The 16,506-nt window shown below is 70.7% G+C and carries 13 protein-coding genes and 1 tRNA gene; 13 read left to right on the top strand and 1 reads right to left on the bottom strand.

Going from position 1 to position 16,506, the window contains the following annotated elements; all coding sequences use genetic code 11:
- Nucleotides 1-376: 376 nt before the first annotated feature.
- Nucleotides 377-448: transfer RNA gene (locus ACFRAC_RS26500), tRNA-Arg, on the bottom strand.
- Nucleotides 449-507: 59 nt separating this feature from the next.
- On the opposite strand from ACFRAC_RS26500, the gene ACFRAC_RS26495 reads away from it, so the two are divergent.
- From ACFRAC_RS26495 to ACFRAC_RS26435, 13 genes are all read left to right on the top strand, one after another.
- On the top strand, nt 508-1,038 hold the full coding sequence (locus tag ACFRAC_RS26495; protein WP_382930448.1) for a response regulator: 531 nt from the start codon (nt 508-510) through the stop codon (nt 1,036-1,038).
- A 117-nt stretch (nt 1,039-1,155) separates the two neighbouring features.
- A complete protein-coding gene (gene nrtL, locus ACFRAC_RS26490) occupies nt 1,156-2,355 on the top strand; it encodes an ArgS-related anticodon-binding protein NrtL (protein ID WP_382930444.1) in 1,200 nt (399 codons plus the stop codon).
- Between the two features lie 13 nt (nt 2,356-2,368).
- Complete coding sequence (lysA, locus tag ACFRAC_RS26485; RefSeq protein ID WP_382930440.1) at nt 2,369-3,760, top strand: diaminopimelate decarboxylase; 1,392 nt, start codon at nt 2,369-2,371, stop codon at nt 3,758-3,760.
- 206 nt (nt 3,761-3,966) lie between these two features.
- Nucleotides 3,967-5,256, top strand: coding sequence for a homoserine dehydrogenase (locus tag ACFRAC_RS26480; protein ID WP_382930463.1), 1,290 nt, complete (start codon nt 3,967-3,969; stop codon nt 5,254-5,256).
- Between the two features lie 6 nt (nt 5,257-5,262).
- A complete protein-coding gene (thrC, locus tag ACFRAC_RS26475) occupies nt 5,263-6,321 on the top strand; it encodes a threonine synthase (protein ID WP_382930436.1) in 1,059 nt (352 codons plus the stop codon).
- A 333-nt stretch (nt 6,322-6,654) separates the two neighbouring features.
- Nucleotides 6,655-7,584 (top strand): homoserine kinase, encoded by a 930-nt coding sequence (thrB, locus tag ACFRAC_RS26470; protein WP_382930429.1) that lies wholly within the window; start codon nt 6,655-6,657, stop codon nt 7,582-7,584.
- Nucleotides 7,585-8,018: 434 nt separating this feature from the next.
- A complete protein-coding gene (rho, locus tag ACFRAC_RS26465; protein ID WP_382930423.1) occupies nt 8,019-10,040 on the top strand; it encodes a transcription termination factor Rho in 2,022 nt (673 codons plus the stop codon).
- Between the two features lie 121 nt (nt 10,041-10,161).
- Nucleotides 10,162-11,973, top strand: coding sequence for a trypsin-like serine protease (locus ACFRAC_RS26460; RefSeq protein ID WP_382930415.1), 1,812 nt, complete (start codon nt 10,162-10,164; stop codon nt 11,971-11,973).
- A gap of 210 nt (nt 11,974-12,183) precedes the next feature.
- The gene (locus tag ACFRAC_RS26455) at nt 12,184-13,323 is read left to right on the top strand and encodes an LCP family protein (protein WP_382930410.1); all 1,140 of its coding nucleotides are present in this window, start codon (nt 12,184-12,186) and stop codon (nt 13,321-13,323) included.
- Nucleotides 13,324-13,447: 124 nt separating this feature from the next.
- Nucleotides 13,448-13,672 (top strand): 50S ribosomal protein L31, encoded by a 225-nt coding sequence (gene rpmE, locus ACFRAC_RS26450; RefSeq protein WP_166021190.1) that lies wholly within the window; start codon nt 13,448-13,450, stop codon nt 13,670-13,672.
- Nucleotides 13,673-13,778: 106 nt separating this feature from the next.
- On the top strand, nt 13,779-14,855 hold the full coding sequence (prfA, locus tag ACFRAC_RS26445; RefSeq protein WP_382930398.1) for a peptide chain release factor 1: 1,077 nt from the start codon (nt 13,779-13,781) through the stop codon (nt 14,853-14,855).
- Between the two features lie 89 nt (nt 14,856-14,944).
- Complete coding sequence (prmC, locus tag ACFRAC_RS26440) at nt 14,945-15,784, top strand: peptide chain release factor N(5)-glutamine methyltransferase (RefSeq protein ID WP_361351079.1); 840 nt, start codon at nt 14,945-14,947, stop codon at nt 15,782-15,784.
- 52 nt (nt 15,785-15,836) lie between these two features.
- Nucleotides 15,837-16,484 carry an L-threonylcarbamoyladenylate synthase gene (locus ACFRAC_RS26435; protein WP_382930386.1) on the top strand — a complete coding sequence of 216 codons (648 nt, stop codon included), beginning with the start codon at nt 15,837-15,839 and terminating at the stop codon, nt 16,482-16,484.
- The last annotated feature ends 22 nt before the right edge of the window (nt 16,485-16,506 follow it).

Here is a 16,506-nt window from a genome sequence, read left to right as displayed (position 1 = left end):
GAGCATCATCCTCGTGCTCCGGCCACCCGGGGAAGGCGCGAGCTGGCCCCTGCCACCCTCCGCCGGACCCCGACATCACTCAATCAAGTTCAGTACCAGCACAAAGACCTTCTTGCCGGCCTATCCAATGGACTCCCACAGTCCGTCATGCCGATGATCTAAGGAGCGGAGCGCGGCACGATGCCGGGGAGGTCGCCTTCGGCGGCCGTCTCTGGAATCCGACAGTGACCTGCAGTGATGTTCCAAGATCCCGTCCACGCCTCGTCCACAGCCCCCGACATATGCCCGCTCAGAGCGGCATACGGCTGCACATACGCGAAGACCCCGCTCTCAGCGTTTCCGCTGGTGACGGGGTCTTTGGGCACCTCATACAGGGTGCCCCCGGCAGGATTCGAACCTGCGCACACGGCTCCGGAGGCCGTTGCTCTATCCCCTGAGCTACGGGGGCGTGTCGGTCGCGTTGCTCGCGGCGACGAGTAGAACACTACCAGCTCCGGTGGGGTGTTCATGAACGGGTTTCCCGGGGTGTGGCACCCCGTGCGAGCTGGGGTGGGTCCCCCGCAGGGGGTGGAAGTGGGGAAAACCCGGACGCCGTGGCCGGTCCGGACCTACTCTCGAGTTGTGCCAGGCGCGTCCGGTCGGGTGCTTGTTGTGGACGACAACAAGGTCATCCGGCAGTTGATCAGGGTCAATCTCGAGCTGGAGGGCATCGAGGTCGTGACCGCGGCCGATGGTGCCGAGTGTCTTGAAGTGGTCCATCAGGTGCGGCCCGACGTGATCACCCTCGACGTCGTCATGCCCCGCCTCGACGGGCTGCGCACCGCCGCGCATCTCCGCGGCGACAGCCGTACCCGTGACCTTCCCCTCGCGATCATCAGTGCGTGTACGCAGTTCGAGATCGAGAGCGGCTTGGATGTCGGCGTCGACGCCTTCCTGCCCAAACCCTTCGAGCCTGGCGAACTGGTGAGTGTGGTGCGGCGGTTGCTGGAGGGGGAGCGGCACGTCGGTGGGGGACTGGGAGCCGGGGTTCGGGTCTAGGGCTGGAGCCCGCCTTTCCGGGTGGGAGCGGAGACCTTCCGTGGGGTGCCGGATCACACCCCCACCCCGCCCAAACCCACTCGCATCCCTACCCCCCTCCTCCCATACGCTTGACCCGTGACCCCCGTCGAGCTCTCCCGTACCGTGCTGGGCGCGGTGCGTCGTGCTGTCGATGACGGGGTGCTGGCCGTCGCCGTGCCGGAGCGGGTCAAGGTCACCGCTCCCGGGCCCGGTGGCTGTGGCGACTACGCCACCAACATCGCCCTCCAGCTCGCCCGGCCGGCCGGACAGCCGCCGCTCCAGGTGGCCGAGATCCTGCGCGCCCGGCTCGTCGGCCGTGGCGGTGTGCGGGACGTCGTCGTCACCGGTCCCGGGTTCCTCAACATCACCCTCGGGGACGTGGCCGGCGCTGATCTCGTCGCCGAGGTTCTGCGGCGCGGCCCGCGGTACGGGTTCGTCGACGAACCCAGCGGTGAGGTTGTGGAGCTGCAGGCCCCGTGCGAGCTCCGTGCCGTCGTCGCCATGGATGTCGTCGCTCGGTTGTTGCGGTCCCAGGGGGCGGTCGTACGCACCAGGTGTGAGGGGCGTGCGCCCGATGGCGAGTGGGTGTCCCTCCTCGGCGTGCGGGTCGGTGGGGATGAGGGTGCACCTGGTGATGCGTACTCCTCCCTGACCCCGCCCCCGCCCCTGACCATCCAGGCCGTCCCCGCCCCGGCCTCCCCCCTCCACCTCGGTCGTGACGCCGCCCGGTGGGCGTTGCTTCACCCGGCCGCCCACGACCGACCCCGCATCTCCGACGAGCACCTCGTCCAGCGTGAGGGCAACCCCCTCTTCCGCGTGCGTTACGCGCACGCCCGCATCCGGGCCGCCAGCCGTAACGCCGCCGACCTGGGATTCCGCGCCGAACCCGGTGTGATCGGGTCGGCTGACGGTGCTCCCACTCCCGCGGGCGTCTCCACCCTCGACGCCCCCGACGCGCGGTTCCGTGCCGAGCCCGGTGTGATCGGGCCAGCTGACGGCGCTCCCAGCGCAACAGGCGTCGACACCTCACCTGGCGCCCACCCCCTCCTCCACCCCCTGGCCGACCACCCCCGCGTCCTGGCCCAGGCCGCCGCCCACCGCGCTCCCGATCGTCTTGCCCGGCACCTCGTCACCGTCGCCGATGCCGTGCTGCTCCTGCTGCCCGCGGTGCTGCCGCGCGGGGCGGAGAAACCCTCGGCCACCCATCGTGCCCGGCTCGCGCTCGCCGAAGCCGCCGGGGCGGTGCTGGCCGGTGGCCTGTCCCTGCTCGGCATCGACGCACCCGACCATCTTTGAAAGAGCACGCCTGATGAGCCGTTCCGCACACCCCGCCGGGCCCCGTCACGCCGACGTCCTCCCCGAGGGCCACTACTCGGCCCCGCCCGCGGACCTCAACGCCCTCGACCCCAAGGTGTGGGCCCGGACCGTCGCCCGGGGCGCCGACGGCGTCGTCACCGTCGGCGGTGTCGACGTGAACACCCTCGCCGAACAGCACGGCACCCCGGCCTACGTCCTCGACGAGGCCGACTTCCGGGCCCGCGCCCGCGCCTGGCGCGAGGCCTTCGGCCAGGACGCCGACGTCTTCTACGCGGGCAAGGCGTTCCTCTCCCGTGCCGTCGTGCGGTGGCTGCACGAGGAGGGGCTCAACCTCGACGTGTGCTCCGGTGGCGAGCTCGCCACCGCGCTGTCCGCCGGGATGCCCGCCGACCGCATCGCCTTCCACGGCAACAACAAGTCCACGCAGGAGATCCGCCGGGCCGTCGAGGCCGGTGTCGGGCGCATCGTCCTCGACTCCTTCCAGGAGATCGTCCGGGTCGCCCACATCGCGCAGGAGCTGGGCCGGCGCCAGCGGGTGCAGATCCGGATCACCGTCGGCGTGGAGGCGCACACGCACGAGTTCATCGCCACCGCGCACGAGGACCAGAAGTTCGGCATCCCGCTGGCCGGCGGGCAGGCCGCGGAGGCCGTGCGGCGGGCGTTGCAGCTCGACGGGCTGGAGCTCATCGGGATCCACTCCCACATCGGGTCGCAGATCTTCGACATGTCCGGGTTCGAGGTCGCGGCGCACCGGGTCGTCGGGCTGCTCAAGGACATCCGGGACGAGCACGGCGTCGAGCTGCCCGAGATCGACCTCGGCGGCGGGCTCGGCATCGCGTACACCAGCGACGACGACCCCCGCGAGCCGCACGAGATCGCCAAGGCGCTCACCGAGATCGTCACCCGCGAGTGCGAGGCCGCCAGGCTGCGCACCCCGCGCATCTCCGTCGAGCCCGGGCGGGCCATCGTCGGGCCGACCGCCTTCACGCTCTACGAGGTGGGGACCGTCAAGCACCTCGAGGGGCTGCGGACGTACGTCTCCGTCGACGGCGGCATGTCGGACAACATCCGCACCGCGCTGTACGACGCCGAGTACAGCGTCGCCCTGGTCTCCCGCACCAGCGACGCCGCGCCGATGCTGGCGCGCGTCGTCGGCAAGCACTGCGAGAGCGGCGACATCGTGGTGAAGGACGCGTTCCTGCCGGCCGACCTGGCACCGGGTGACCTCATCGCCGTCCCCGCGACGGGCGCCTACTGCCGTTCCATGGCCAGCAACTACAACCACGTGCTGCGGCCGCCGGTCGTCGCCGTGCACGACGGCGGATCCCGGGAGATCGTCCGGCGGGAGACGGAGGAGGACCTCCTGCGTCTCGACGTGGGCTGACCCCCGCCACGGCCACGGCAACACCAAAACCAACAGCAACACCAACAGCAACAGCAACAGCAGCGCCCCCGGGCTGGAAGATCTCCCGTCACCCACCCCGGTACAAATGAAATAGATGTCTCACGATCCGGACGAAGGGCAGAAACTTCCGTCCGGTGAGTGAGACTGGTGCAACCGTAGACGGTATGAGGAAACGAGGTCGGATGATGCGTACGCGTCCGCTGAAGGTGGCGCTGCTGGGCTGTGGAGTGGTCGGCTCAGAGGTGGCGCGCATCATGACGACGCACGCCGACGACCTCGCCGCCCGCATCGGCGCCCCGGTGGAGCTCGCGGGCGTGGCCGTACGGCGTCCCGCCAAGGTCCGTGAGGGCATCGACCCCGCGCTCGTCACCACCGACGCCACCGCCCTCGTCAAACGCGGCGACATCGACGTCGTCGTGGAGGTCATCGGAGGCATCGAGCCCGCCCGGACGCTCATCACCACCGCCTTCGAGCACGGCGCCTCCGTCGTCTCCGCCAACAAGGCGCTCCTCGCCCAGGACGGTGCTGCCCTGCACGCCGCCGCCGAGAACCACGGCAGGGACCTCTACTACGAGGCCGCCGTCGCCGGTGCCATCCCGCTGATCCGCCCGCTGCGCGAGTCCCTCGCCGGCGACAAGGTCAACCGGGTGCTCGGGATCGTCAACGGCACCACCAACTTCATCCTCGACAAGATGGACAGCACGGGAGCCGGCTATCAGGAGGCCCTCGACGAGGCCACCGCGCTCGGGTACGCCGAGGCCGACCCCACCGCCGACGTCGAAGGGTTCGACGCCGCCGCCAAGGCCGCCATCCTCGCCGGCATCGCCTTCCACACGCGCGTGCGTCTCGACGACGTCTACCGCGAGGGCATGACCGAGGTGACCGCGGCCGACTTCGCCTCCGCCAAGGAGATGGGCTGCACCATCAAACTGCTCGCCATCTGCGAGCGGGCCGCGGACGGCGGGTCCGTCACCGCGCGCGTGCACCCCGCCATGATCCCGCTGACCCATCCGCTGGCCTCCGTGCGCGGCGCCTACAACGCCGTGTTCGTGGAGTCCGACGCCAGCGGACAGCTGATGTTCTACGGCCCCGGCGCGGGCGGCTCCCCGACCGCGTCCGCCGTGCTCGGCGACCTCGTCGCCGTCTGCCGCAACCGGCTCAACGGCGCGACCGGTCCCGGCGAGTCCGCGTACGCCGCCCTTCCCGTCTCCGGGATGGGCGAGGTCGTCACGCGGTACCACATCAGCCTTGACGTGGCGGACAAACCGGGTGTTCTCGCCCAGGTCGCGACCGTGTTCGCCGAGCACGGTGTGTCCATCGATACGGTTCGCCAGCAGGGCAAGGACGGCGAGGCGTCCCTCGTCGTCGTCACCCACCGTGCGTCCGACGCGGCCCTCGTCGGGACCGTCGAGGCGTTGCGCAAGCTCGACACCGTGCGGGGTGTCGCCAGCATCATGCGGGTTGAAGGAGAGTAACCAGCAATGACCCACCAGTGGCGCGGAATCATCGAGGAGTACCGGGACCGGCTGCCCGTCTCCGACACCACGCCGGTCGTGACGCTCCGTGAGGGCGGCACGCCCCTCGTGCCCGCGCAGGTGCTCTCCGAGCGCACGGGCTGCGAGGTCCACCTCAAGGTGGAGGGCGCGAACCCGACGGGGTCCTTCAAGGACCGCGGCATGACCATGGCCATCACGCGGGCCAAGGAGGAAGGGGCCAAGGCGGTCATCTGCGCCTCCACCGGCAACACCTCCGCCTCGGCCGCCGCCTACGCGGTGCGCGCCGGCATGGTGTCCGCCGTGCTCGTGCCGCAGGGCAAGATCGCGCTCGGCAAGATGGGCCAGGCGCTCGTGCACGGCGCGAAGATCCTCCAGGTCGACGGCAACTTCGACGACTGCCTCACGCTCGCCCGCGACCTCAGCGACAACTACCCGGTCTCGCTGGTGAATTCGGTCAACCCGGTGCGGATCGAGGGGCAGAAGACGGCCGCCTTCGAGATCGTGGACATGCTGGGCGACGCCCCCGACATCCACGTCCTGCCGGTGGGCAACGCGGGCAACATCACCGCGTACTGGAAGGGGTACAAGGAGTACGCCGCCGACGGCGTCTCGACGCGGACCCCGCGCATGTGGGGTTTCCAGGCGTCCGGCTCCGCGCCCATCGTGCGCGGCGAGGTCGTCAAGGACCCCTCGACGATCGCCACCGCCATCCGCATCGGCAACCCGGCCTCCTGGCAGTACGCCCTCGACGCGCGCGACGAGTCGGGCGGCTTCATCGACGAGGTGACGGACCGTGAGATCCTGCGCGCCTACCGGCTGTTGGCCGCGCAGGAGGGTGTCTTCGTGGAGCCCGCGTCCGCCGCGTCGGTCGCCGGTCTGCTGAAGGCGGCCGAGCAGGGCAAGGTCGACCCGGGGCAGAGGATCGTCTGCACGGTCACCGGCAACGGCCTGAAGGACCCGGACTGGGCCGTCGCCGGCGCCCCGCAGCCGGTCACCGTCCCGGTCGACGCGGCCACCGCGGCGGAGCGGCTCGGACTGGCGTGAGCACCGCCGGACGGGCGTGGGGCGCCACCGCAGGAGCAGTGGCGCCACGCCCCGTCGCAGGGGTCCGCACGGCGCGGTAGGGAGCGCCCACCTGGGGAAGTCCCTGACCGGGGGGTGCACAGGGGGCATACGACACGCATCGTGCGCCTCCTGTGCGCCCTATGTCGCCACAGAACCTGTCTTCGATAGGCTGTACTGAACCCGCCCGCCGCATATGCCTCCGCTGGGGCGAGGTGCCGCGTCGTCTCCGCGGCCCGGACGCGGCCCCCTGGGTTCTCGTACGGCATCGAAGTGTCTTCGACAATCACGCAGCTCAAGGAGAGTCATCGAGCGATGGCCGGTCCAGCGTTCCGCGCCGCCGCCGTCCGGGTGCGCGTCCCCGCCACCAGCGCCAACCTCGGCCCGGGCTTCGACGCCCTCGGCCTGTCGCTGGGGCTCTACGACGACGTCGTCGTCCGGGTGGCCGACTCCGGGCTGCACATCGACATCGCGGGCGAGGGCGGCGAGACACTGCCCCGCGACGAGAAGCACCTGCTCGTACGGGCCTTGCGCACCGCCTTCGACCTGCTGGGCGGCCAGCCGCGCGGCCTCGAGATCGTCTGCGCGAACCGCATCCCGCACGGCCGCGGCCTCGGCTCCTCCTCCGCCGCCATCTGCGCCGGCATCGTCGCCGCCCGGGCGGTGACCATAGGCGGCGAGACCAGGCTCGACGACGACGCGCTGCTGGAGCTCGCCACCGAGATCGAGGGCCACCCCGACAACGTCGCGGCCTGTCTGCTCGGCGGGTTCACCCTTTCCTGGATGGAGGCCGGCGCCGCCCGCGCCATCAGGATGGATCCGGCCGATTCCATCGTTCCGGTGGTTTTCGTCCCCGGGAAGCCGGTCCTCACCGAGACCGCGCGCGGACTGCTCCCGCGCACCGTCCCGCATGTCGACGCCGCCGCCAACGCGGGCCGTGCCGCCCTGCTCGTCGAGGCCCTGACCAGGCGCCCCGAGCTGCTGCTGCCCGCCACCGAGGACCGCCTCCACCAGGAGTACCGCGCGCCCGCCATGCCGGAGAGCGCGGCGCTGGTGGAGCGGCTGCGGGCCGACGGAGTGCCCGCGGTGATCTCCGGCGCCGGCCCGACCGTGCTGGCGCTGGCCGACGAGGCCAGTGCCGACAAGGTCGCCCATCTGGCAGGCGAGGGATGGGCCGCGAACCGGCTCGACCTCGACGCTCAAGGCGCGTGCGTACTGCCGCTCGCGCCGTCCGGTGACATCTAAACGCGCCGTCCGGTGACATCTAAAAGCGTGCGGTTGCCGGATTTCGAGAGGGGGAATGTTTGTTGGATCCGGTAGTGTTAACCTCAAGTCTGCACCCGACCCCACCATGGCGAGGTGCTTGTTGTCCCCGTCCGGGACAGACATTCTTCCGGGAGCCTCCCAAGCCGCACTGTGTTCCGTACGACGTACGTGGGCAGTACGTCGTACACGAGCGCTGAGCGACTCGCCGGGCACGCTCCGGAACCGGCGCGACCGAGCCGCGTGACACCGACACTCAGTGCCACGGCTCAGGGAACCGCCATCTCCAGATATTCCTCCGCCGCCTTTGGCGGACCACCGCCCCGGCACGGTCCACACACCAAGGACCGACGCCGGACAGCACAACCGGTCGCCGAGCCAGACAGGCCGACGTCCGCTCCAGGGAAGGACCCTTCGTGAGCGACACCACCGATCTGATGGGCGCACGTGTCGAGGAGACCGCTGCCGCGCCCGCCACGGACGCCTCCGCGCCTGCCAGCGGTGCCGGCTCCCGGCGGCGCCGCGGTACCGGCCTCGAGGGCATGGTGCTGGCCGAGCTGCAGCAGGTCGCCTCCGGCCTCGGCATCAGGGGCACCGCGCGGATGCGCAAGAGCCAGCTGATCGAGGTCATCAAGGAGGCGCAGGCAGGGGGAGGCGCGGCCCCGAAGACCGACGCCGCCACCGAGACCAAGCCCAAGCGCCGTGCCACCTCCAAGGCGCGCACCGGCGACGACACCGACAACAAGGCCAAGGCGGAGGCCCCCGCCGAGCAGGCGGTGGCCCAGCAGCAGATCGAGATCCCCGGCCAGCCGGCCGGCGGCCCCTCCCACGGGAACGCGGGCGAGCGTGCCGCGGACGGTGAGCGCGGGGGAGACGACGCGCCGGGCGAGCGCCGCCGCCGTCGTGCGACCGCCGAGGCCGGTGCGCCCGAGACGATCGCCGCCGAGCCGAAGGCCGAGACGCCCGCGCAGTCGCAGGGCCAGCAGGGCAACGACGCCAAGGGCGACGCCGGTGAGGGCGGCGAGGGCCGCCGCCGTGACCGCCGTGACCGCGACCGCGGCCGTGACCGCGGGGACCGCCGCAAGGGCGACGACCAGCAGGGCGGCGGCCGTCAGGACCGTCAGCAGGGCCAGCAGCAGGGCGGTGGCCGCCAGGACCGCCAGGACCGCCAGCGTGACAACGGCCCGCAGGACGATGACGACTTCGAGGGCGGCCGGCGTGGCCGTCGAGGCCGCTACCGCGACCGCCGTGGCCGTCGTGGCCGCGACGACGTGCAGGAGCCGCAGATCACCGAGGACGACGTCCTGATCCCGGTCGCGGGCATCCTGGACATCCTCGACAACTACGCGTTCATCCGCACCTCCGGCTACCTGCCGGGCCCGAACGACGTGTACGTCTCCCTCGCCCAGGTCCGCAAGAACGGCCTGCGCAAGGGCGACCACATCACCGGTGCGGTCCGTCAGCCCAAGGAGGGCGAGCGCCGCGAGAAGTTCAACGCGCTGGTCCGCCTGGACTCCGTCAACGGCATGGCGCCCGAACACGGCCGTGGCCGCCCGGAGTTCAACAAGCTGACCCCGCTGTACCCGCAGGACCGGCTCCGTCTGGAGACCGACCCGGGCGTGCTGACCACCCGCATCATCGACCTCGTGTCGCCGATCGGTAAGGGCCAGCGCGGTCTGATCGTGGCCCCGCCGAAGACCGGCAAGACCATGATCATGCAGGCGATCGCCAACGCGATCACGCACAACAACCCCGAGTGCCACCTGATGGTCGTCCTCGTCGACGAGCGTCCGGAAGAGGTCACCGACATGCAGCGGTCGGTGAAGGGCGAGGTCATCTCCTCGACCTTCGACCGGCCGGCCGAGGACCACACCACGGTCGCCGAGCTCGCCATCGAGCGCGCCAAGCGCCTGGTGGAGCTGGGTCACGACGTCGTCGTGCTGCTCGACTCGATCACGCGTCTGGGCCGTGCGTACAACCTTGCCGCCCCGGCCTCCGGCCGCATCCTGTCCGGTGGTGTCGACTCGACCGCCCTGTACCCGCCGAAGCGCTTCTTCGGTGCGGCCCGCAACATCGAGGACGGCGGCTCGCTGACCATCCTCGCCACCGCCCTGGTGGACACCGGGTCCCGCATGGACGAGGTGATCTTCGAGGAGTTCAAGGGCACCGGCAACATGGAGCTCAAGCTCGACCGGAAGCTCGCCGACAAGCGCATCTTCCCCGCGGTGGACGTCGACGCGTCCGGCACCCGTAAGGAAGAGATCCTGCTCGGCAACGAGGAGTTGGCGGTCGTCTGGAAGCTGCGCCGCGTCCTGCACGCGCTGGACCAGCAGCAGGCCATCGAGCTGCTCCTCGACAAGATGAAGCAGACCAAGTCGAACGGCGAGTTCCTGATGCAGATCCAGAAGACGACGCCGACCCCCGGCAACGGCGACTGAGCCGTCAGCGTCCGAAAAAGGCCGCCCCACGTCACGCGAGTGACGTGGGGCGGCCTTTTGGCGCTGATAGGGACGGGGGCCATAGGCACCCCTTCCTACTCTTGTGTCCTGGGGGACCTTCTTGACCACCACCCAATCCGGCAGCGGTCGCCACAGACGCCGGATCCGCTTCGGGCTGCCCATCGCCGCCGTCGGTGTCGCCGCGGCCGTCGCCGCCGCGCTGCTCACGTCCACCGCGGGAGCCGCCACCGCCGCGCCGCAGCCCACCGTGAAGCCCGCCACGGCCTCGGTGCCGTCGGCCGAGCTGGAGCGCCGGGTGACCGGCGCGCTCGCCGGCGACGACACCGCGGGCGAGACGCCGAAGAAGTCGTCGTACGCCGCACGCACCGACGACTCCACTGCCAGCCCCATGGTGATCGGCGGCACCACGACCAGCATCACCACGGCGCCCTGGATGGCGCAGCTCTGGTACTACGACGACCGGGGCACCACCTCCGAGGACGACGACCTCGGCTTCTTCTGCGGCGGAGCCGTCGTCGCGCCGACGAAGATCCTCACCGCCGCGCACTGCGTCAAGGGCTACGACTGGTACAACTACGGCGCCGTCGTCACCGGCACCAACCAGCTGCCCACCTCCGACGGTTCCGGCGGCAGCGACCTGCACGGCGGCACCGTCTCGCTGCCGTACCGGCAGTGGTACCACCCGTCGTACAGCGAGACGAAGATCGACAACGACATCGCCGTCATCACGCTGGGCAGCAAGGTGAAGGCGACGCCGATCCGCATGACGACGTCCGGCGACACCGCCTCGTACGCCTCCGGCACCAGCGCCAAGGTCTACGGCTGGGGCCGCACCAGCTCCACCAGCGAGGACATCTCGCAGTCGCTGAAGTCGGCCACGCTGCCCGTGCAGTCCGACAGCACCTGCGCCGGCTACTACGGCACGGACTTCGTCAAGGGCCACATGGTCTGCGCCGGCAAGCCGGCCACCGGCAGCGACAGCGGCACCGTCTCCGCCTGCAACGGCGACTCCGGTGGGCCGCTCGTGGTGAACGGCCGCATCGTCGGCGTCGTCTCGTGGGGCGTGGAGGACTGCGTCGCCAAGGGCGCCTACAGCGTCTTCTCGAAGGTCAGCACCTACGTCGGCGCCGCCTACCCGCGCGTCGAGGACACCAACATCAGCGGTGACCACAAGGCCGACCTGTGGGTGCGCAACTCCTCCACCAGGACCGGCTACTCGAAGGACTCCAAGGGCAGTTCCTTCGCGGCCCGCGAGTCCTGGGGCGACTGGGACGGCGTGAACGTCGTCCTGCAGACCGACTTCGACCGGGACGGCTACCAGGACCTGGTGTACCGCCGCAGCAGCGACGGCGACGTCTTCTGGTCGCACTACGTGGCGTCCAGCCAGAGCTGGTCCACCACGAAGATCGCGGACAACTGGAAGACCCGCACCCGCGTCATCACCCCCGGTGACGTCACGGGCGACTACCTGCCCGACCTGATCTCGGTCGACTCCGGCGGGACGCTGTACGTCTACCCGGGCAAGGGCGACGGCACCTTCGGCTCCCGCTTCTCGGTCCGCACCGGCTGGAACCAGTACAACTCCGTGCGCGGCCACGGCGACTTCACCGGTGACGGCAAGGCCGACCTGCTCGCCCGGCAGGCGAGCACCGGCGACCTGTACCTGTACAAGGGCACCGGCAAGACCGGCTCCGAGGCGTTCTCGTCCCGGATCAAGGTGCGCAGCAACTGGACCTACAACGCCTTCGACGCCGTCGGCGACATCAGCGGGGACGGCAAGGCCGACTTCCTCGCCCGTACGTCCGCCGGCACGCTCTACCTGTACAAGGGCACCGGCAAGGCCACCAGCGAGATCTTCGCCACAAGGATCTCGGTCGGGACCGACTTCAAGCAGTACGACATCTTCGGCTGATGTCCCAGGTGAGAGCGGGTCCCGCCCGCCTCACCGGCAGCACCCCGTGCCCACCGTCGCTCCGGCGGTGGGCACAGTCGTCTGTGCAACCCTCGTCCGGGTTTCCCCGTCTGACCCGACGGGGCGACGATAGTGCGGTAAGGGTGCATGTGTACCAGGCACAGCCCTGACCGCAAGGGGGAGACGACCGGACGAGCAATGAGGAGCGCAGTGTCAGCCGAGAACACGCCGGAGTCCGGCATACAGGGCGGACCCGGCGCCGAGACGCCCCGTCACCGAGGCAAGGGGCGCCGCCGCAGGCCCCGCCAGAGACGCAAGGGGCCGCTGATCGCGGCCTGGACGGCCGCGGGGATCGTCGTCCTGGGCGGCACCGGCGCCGGGTACCTGTACCTCAAGCTCAACGGCAACCTGAAGAGCGTCGACATCGACCAGGCCCTCGGCACCGACCGGCCGCAGAAGACCGACAACGGCTCCGAGAACATCCTCGTCCTCGGCTCCGACTCCCGCTCCGGCGGCAACAAGAAGCTCGGCGGCGGCGCCGACGACGGCACCGCCCGCTCGGACACGGCGATGGTCCTGCACCTCTACAAGGGCCACAAGAAGGCCGTCGTGGTCTCCGTCCCGCGCGACACGATCATCGACCGGCCCCGCTGCACCGACACCGACGGCAAGGTGTACCCGGCGGCCTCCGGCGTCATGTTCAACTCCGCGTACAGCACGGCCGGCGCGCCCTGCGCGGTGAAGACGGTGGAGACCCTGACCGGCGTCCGCATGGACCACTACCTGGAGGTCGACTTCTCCGGGTTCCGGAAGCTGATCGACGAACTCGGCGGCGTCGAGGTCACCACGACCAGGGCCATCGACGACCCCGACAGCCATCTGAAGCTGACCGCCGGCCCGCACCGGCTCGACGGGGAGCAGGCCCTCGGCCTCGTCCGCACCCGGCACGGCGTGGGCGACGGCTCCGACCTCGGCCGCATCCAGCTTCAGCAGGCGTTCGTGAAGGCCCTGATCGAGCAGGCCAAGAGCACCGAGCTGTTCGGCAACCCCAAGCGGCTGCTCGACCTGGCCGACGCCGCCACCAAGACCGTGACGGCCGACTCCGACCTGGGCTCGGTCAACCGGCTCATGTCCTTCGCGAACGGCCTCAAGGGCATCAGTTCGAAGCACATGACCATGGTCACGCTGCCCGTCCGCTACGACCCGGCCGACCCGAACCGGGTGATCGTCGCCGAGGCGAAGGCGAAGCAGGTGTTCACGGCCCTGAAGCACGACCGGCCGATCCCGAAGGCGGCCACCGAGGGCACCGCGACCGGCGACGCCGGCGGCGTCGTGACGTCCGGGGAATAGATCACGGAGGCCCCCGGTTTTGGGGGATGGCCCCAGTCCTGGCAGACTGGTACGTCGGCCCCGGTTCACGCTTTCGCATCCCGCGGCGGCGACCCGGCGCCCTCCCGGAACTCTAGGAGACACCTTGAAGCGCGACATCCACCCCGAGTACGTCGAGACGCAGGTCAGCTGCACCTGTGGCGCGTCGTTCACCACCCGCAGCACGATCTCCAGCGGCGCCATCCGCGCCGAGGTCTGCTCCGAGTGCCACCCGTTCTACACGGGCAAGCAGAAGATCCTCGACACCGGTGGCCGTGTGGCCCGCTTCGAGGCCCGCTTCGGCAAGGCTGCCGCCGGCTCCAAGAAGTAGCGAGCACCGATTCGCCGGTCCACGGCCGCGCCCCCACCAGGCGCGCCGGGACCGGCGTTTTTGGTCGCCCGCCCTTCCCTTCCGTACGCATTTCAGGAGCCCCAAGATGTTCGAGGCCGTCGAGGAACTGGTCGCTGAGCACGCCGACCTGGAGACGAGGCTCGCCGACCCCTCGGTCCACTCCGACCAGGCGAACGCGCGCAAGCTGAACAAGCGCTATGCCGAGCTCACCCCGATCGTCGCCACGTACCGATCCTGGCGGCGGACGGGCGACGACATCGGGACGGCCCGCGAACTCGCCGCGGAAGACCCGGAGTTCGCCGCCGAGGTCAAGGAGCTTGAGCAGCGGCGCGAGGAGCTCACCGAGAAGCTCCGCCTGCTGCTCGTCCCGCGCGACCCGAGCGACGACAAGGACGTCATCCTGGAGATCAAGGCGGGCGCCGGCGGCGACGAGTCCGCGCTCTTCGCGGGCGACCTGCTGCGCATGTACCTGCGCTACGCCGAGCGCGTCGGCTGGAAGACCGAGATCATCGACGCCACCGAGTCCGAGCTCGGCGGTTACAAGGACGTCCAGGTCGCGGTGAAGACCAAGGGCGGCCAGGGCGCCACCGAGCCCGGCCAGGGCGTCTGGGCCCGGCTGAAGTACGAGGGCGGTGTGCACCGCGTGCAGCGTGTGCCGGCGACCGAGTCCCAGGGCCGTATCCACACCTCCGCGGCCGGTGTGCTGGTCACGCCCGAGGCCGAGGAGATCGACGTCGAGATCAACCCGAACGATCTGCGCATCGACGTCTACCGGTCGTCCGGCCCGGGCGGCCAGTCGGTCAACACCACCGACTCCGCGGTGCGCATCACGCACCTGCCGACCGGAGTCGTCGCCTCCTGCCAGAACGAGAAGAGCCAGCTGCAGAACAAGGAGCAGGCGATGCGTATCCTGCGCTCCAGGCTGCTCGCCGCGGCGCAGGAGGAGGCCGAGAAGGAGGCCGCCGACGCGCGCCGCAGCCAGGTCCGCACCGTCGACCGCTCCGAGAAGATCCGCACCTACAACTACCCCGAGAACCGCATCTCGGACCACCGGGTGGGCTTCAAGGCCTACAACCTGGACCAGGTCCTGGACGGCGACCTCGACGCTCTGATCCAGGCCTGCGTCGACGCGGACTCGGCAGCCAAGCTGGCAGCCGCGTAAGGACGCCAGGGACCCAGGCACGGACGAGTACGACACGGAGGACTTGCGTGCAGCAATCTTTTGGGGGGCGACCCTCGAGCCCCCGCAGCGTGCTGCTCGCGGAGGTGGCCCAGGCCACCCAGCGGCTGGCCGACGCCGGCGTGCCCTCGCCGCGCAACGACGCGGAGGAGCTCGCCGCGTTCGTGCACGGCGTGAAGCGGGGCGAGCTGCACTCCGTGAAGGACGCCGACTTCGACGCCCGCTACTGGGAGGTCATCGCCCGGCGCGAGCAGCGCGAGCCGCTCCAGCACATCACCGGACGGGCCTACTTCCGCTACCTCGAGCTCCACGTCGGGCCCGGGGTGTTCGTGCCCCGGCCCGAGACCGAGTCGGTCGTCGGCTGGGCCATAGACGCGGTCCGCGCGATGGACGTCGTCGAGCCCTGCATCGTCGACCTGTGCACCGGCTCCGGCGCCATCGCGCTCGCCCTCGCCCAGGAGGTGCCCCGCTCCCGCGTGCACGCCGTGGAGCTGTCCGAGGACGCCCTGCGCTGGACCCGCAAGAACGTCGAGGGGTCCAGGGTCGAGCTGCGCCAGGGCGACGCCCTGGACGCCTTCCGCGACCTCGACGGCCAGGTGGACCTGGTCATCTCCAACCCGCCGTACATCCCGCTCACCGAATGGGAGTACGTCGCCCCCGAGGCCCGGGACTACGACCCCGAGCTCGCCCTGTTCTCCGGCGAGGACGGCCTGGACCTGATCCGGGGCCTGGAGCGCACCGCGCACCGTCTGCTGCGCCCCGGCGGCGTCGTCGTCATCGAGCACGCCGACACCCAGGGCGGCCAGGTGCCGTGGATCTTCACCGAGGAGCGGGGCTGGGCCGACGCCGCCGACCACCCCGACCTGAACAACCGCCCCCGGTTCGCGACCGCACGCAAGGCGCTGCCGTGACCGCACCCCGAGCCCTTGTCCGGAAGCACGTGTACGAGGAGGCCTGCTAGACATGGCACGGCGATACGACACCAACGACGCGACCGACCGTACGACGGGTCTGCGTGAGGCCGCGTCCGCCGTCCGCCGAGGCGAGCTCGTGGTCCTCCCGACCGACACGGTGTACGGCATCGGCGCCGACGCCTTCACCAAGGAGGCCGTCGGCGACCTCCTGGAGGCCAAGGGGCGCGGCCGGACCATGCCGACCCCCGTCCTGATCGGCTCCCCGAACACGCTCCACGGACTCGTCACCGACTTCTCCGAGCCGGCCTGGGAGCTGGTCGACGCGTTCTGGCCGGGCGCGCTGACCCTCGTCGCCCGTCACCAGCCGTCCCTCCAGTGGGACCTCGGGGACACCCGTGGCACGGTCGCCGTGCGCATGCCGCTGCACCCGGTCGCCATCGAGCTGCTGACCGAGGTCGGCCCGATGGCGGTGTCCTCGGCGAACCTCACCGGGCACCCGGCGCCGGAGGACTGCGACGCCGCGCAGGAGATGCTCGGCGACGCGGTCTCCGTCTACCTGGACGGCGGCCCGACCCCGGGCAACGTGCCCTCCTCCATCGTCGACGTCACCCGCGAGGTGCCGCTCCTGCTCCGCGAGGGCGCCATCTCGGCGGAGGAGCTGCGCAAGGTCGTACCCGACCTCGAGGTGGCCAATTGACAGCCCGTGAATCCCCCGAGCT

This window comes from Streptomyces sp. NPDC056628, from assembly GCF_042792555.1.
GTDB lineage: Bacteria > Actinomycetota > Actinomycetes > Streptomycetales > Streptomycetaceae > Streptomyces.
This window is presented reverse-complemented; position numbering and strand designations above follow the sequence as displayed.

Excerpts from the sequence above, each read along its gene's own strand:
- prfA (WP_382930398.1), top strand. The coding sequence starts at position 13,779 with ATGTTCGAGGCCGTCGAGGAACTGGTCGCTGAGCACGCCGACCTGGAG.
- ACFRAC_RS26435 (WP_382930386.1), top strand. The coding sequence starts at position 15,837 with ATGGCACGGCGATACGACACCAACGACGCGACCGACCGTACGACGGGT.
- lysA (WP_382930440.1), top strand. The coding sequence starts at position 2,369 with ATGAGCCGTTCCGCACACCCCGCCGGGCCCCGTCACGCCGACGTCCTC.
- ACFRAC_RS26495 (WP_382930448.1), top strand. The coding sequence starts at position 508 with ATGAACGGGTTTCCCGGGGTGTGGCACCCCGTGCGAGCTGGGGTGGGT.
- thrC (WP_382930436.1), top strand. The coding sequence starts at position 5,263 with ATGACCCACCAGTGGCGCGGAATCATCGAGGAGTACCGGGACCGGCTG.
- ACFRAC_RS26480 (WP_382930463.1), top strand. The coding sequence starts at position 3,967 with ATGCGTACGCGTCCGCTGAAGGTGGCGCTGCTGGGCTGTGGAGTGGTC.
- thrB (WP_382930429.1), top strand. The coding sequence starts at position 6,655 with ATGGCCGGTCCAGCGTTCCGCGCCGCCGCCGTCCGGGTGCGCGTCCCC.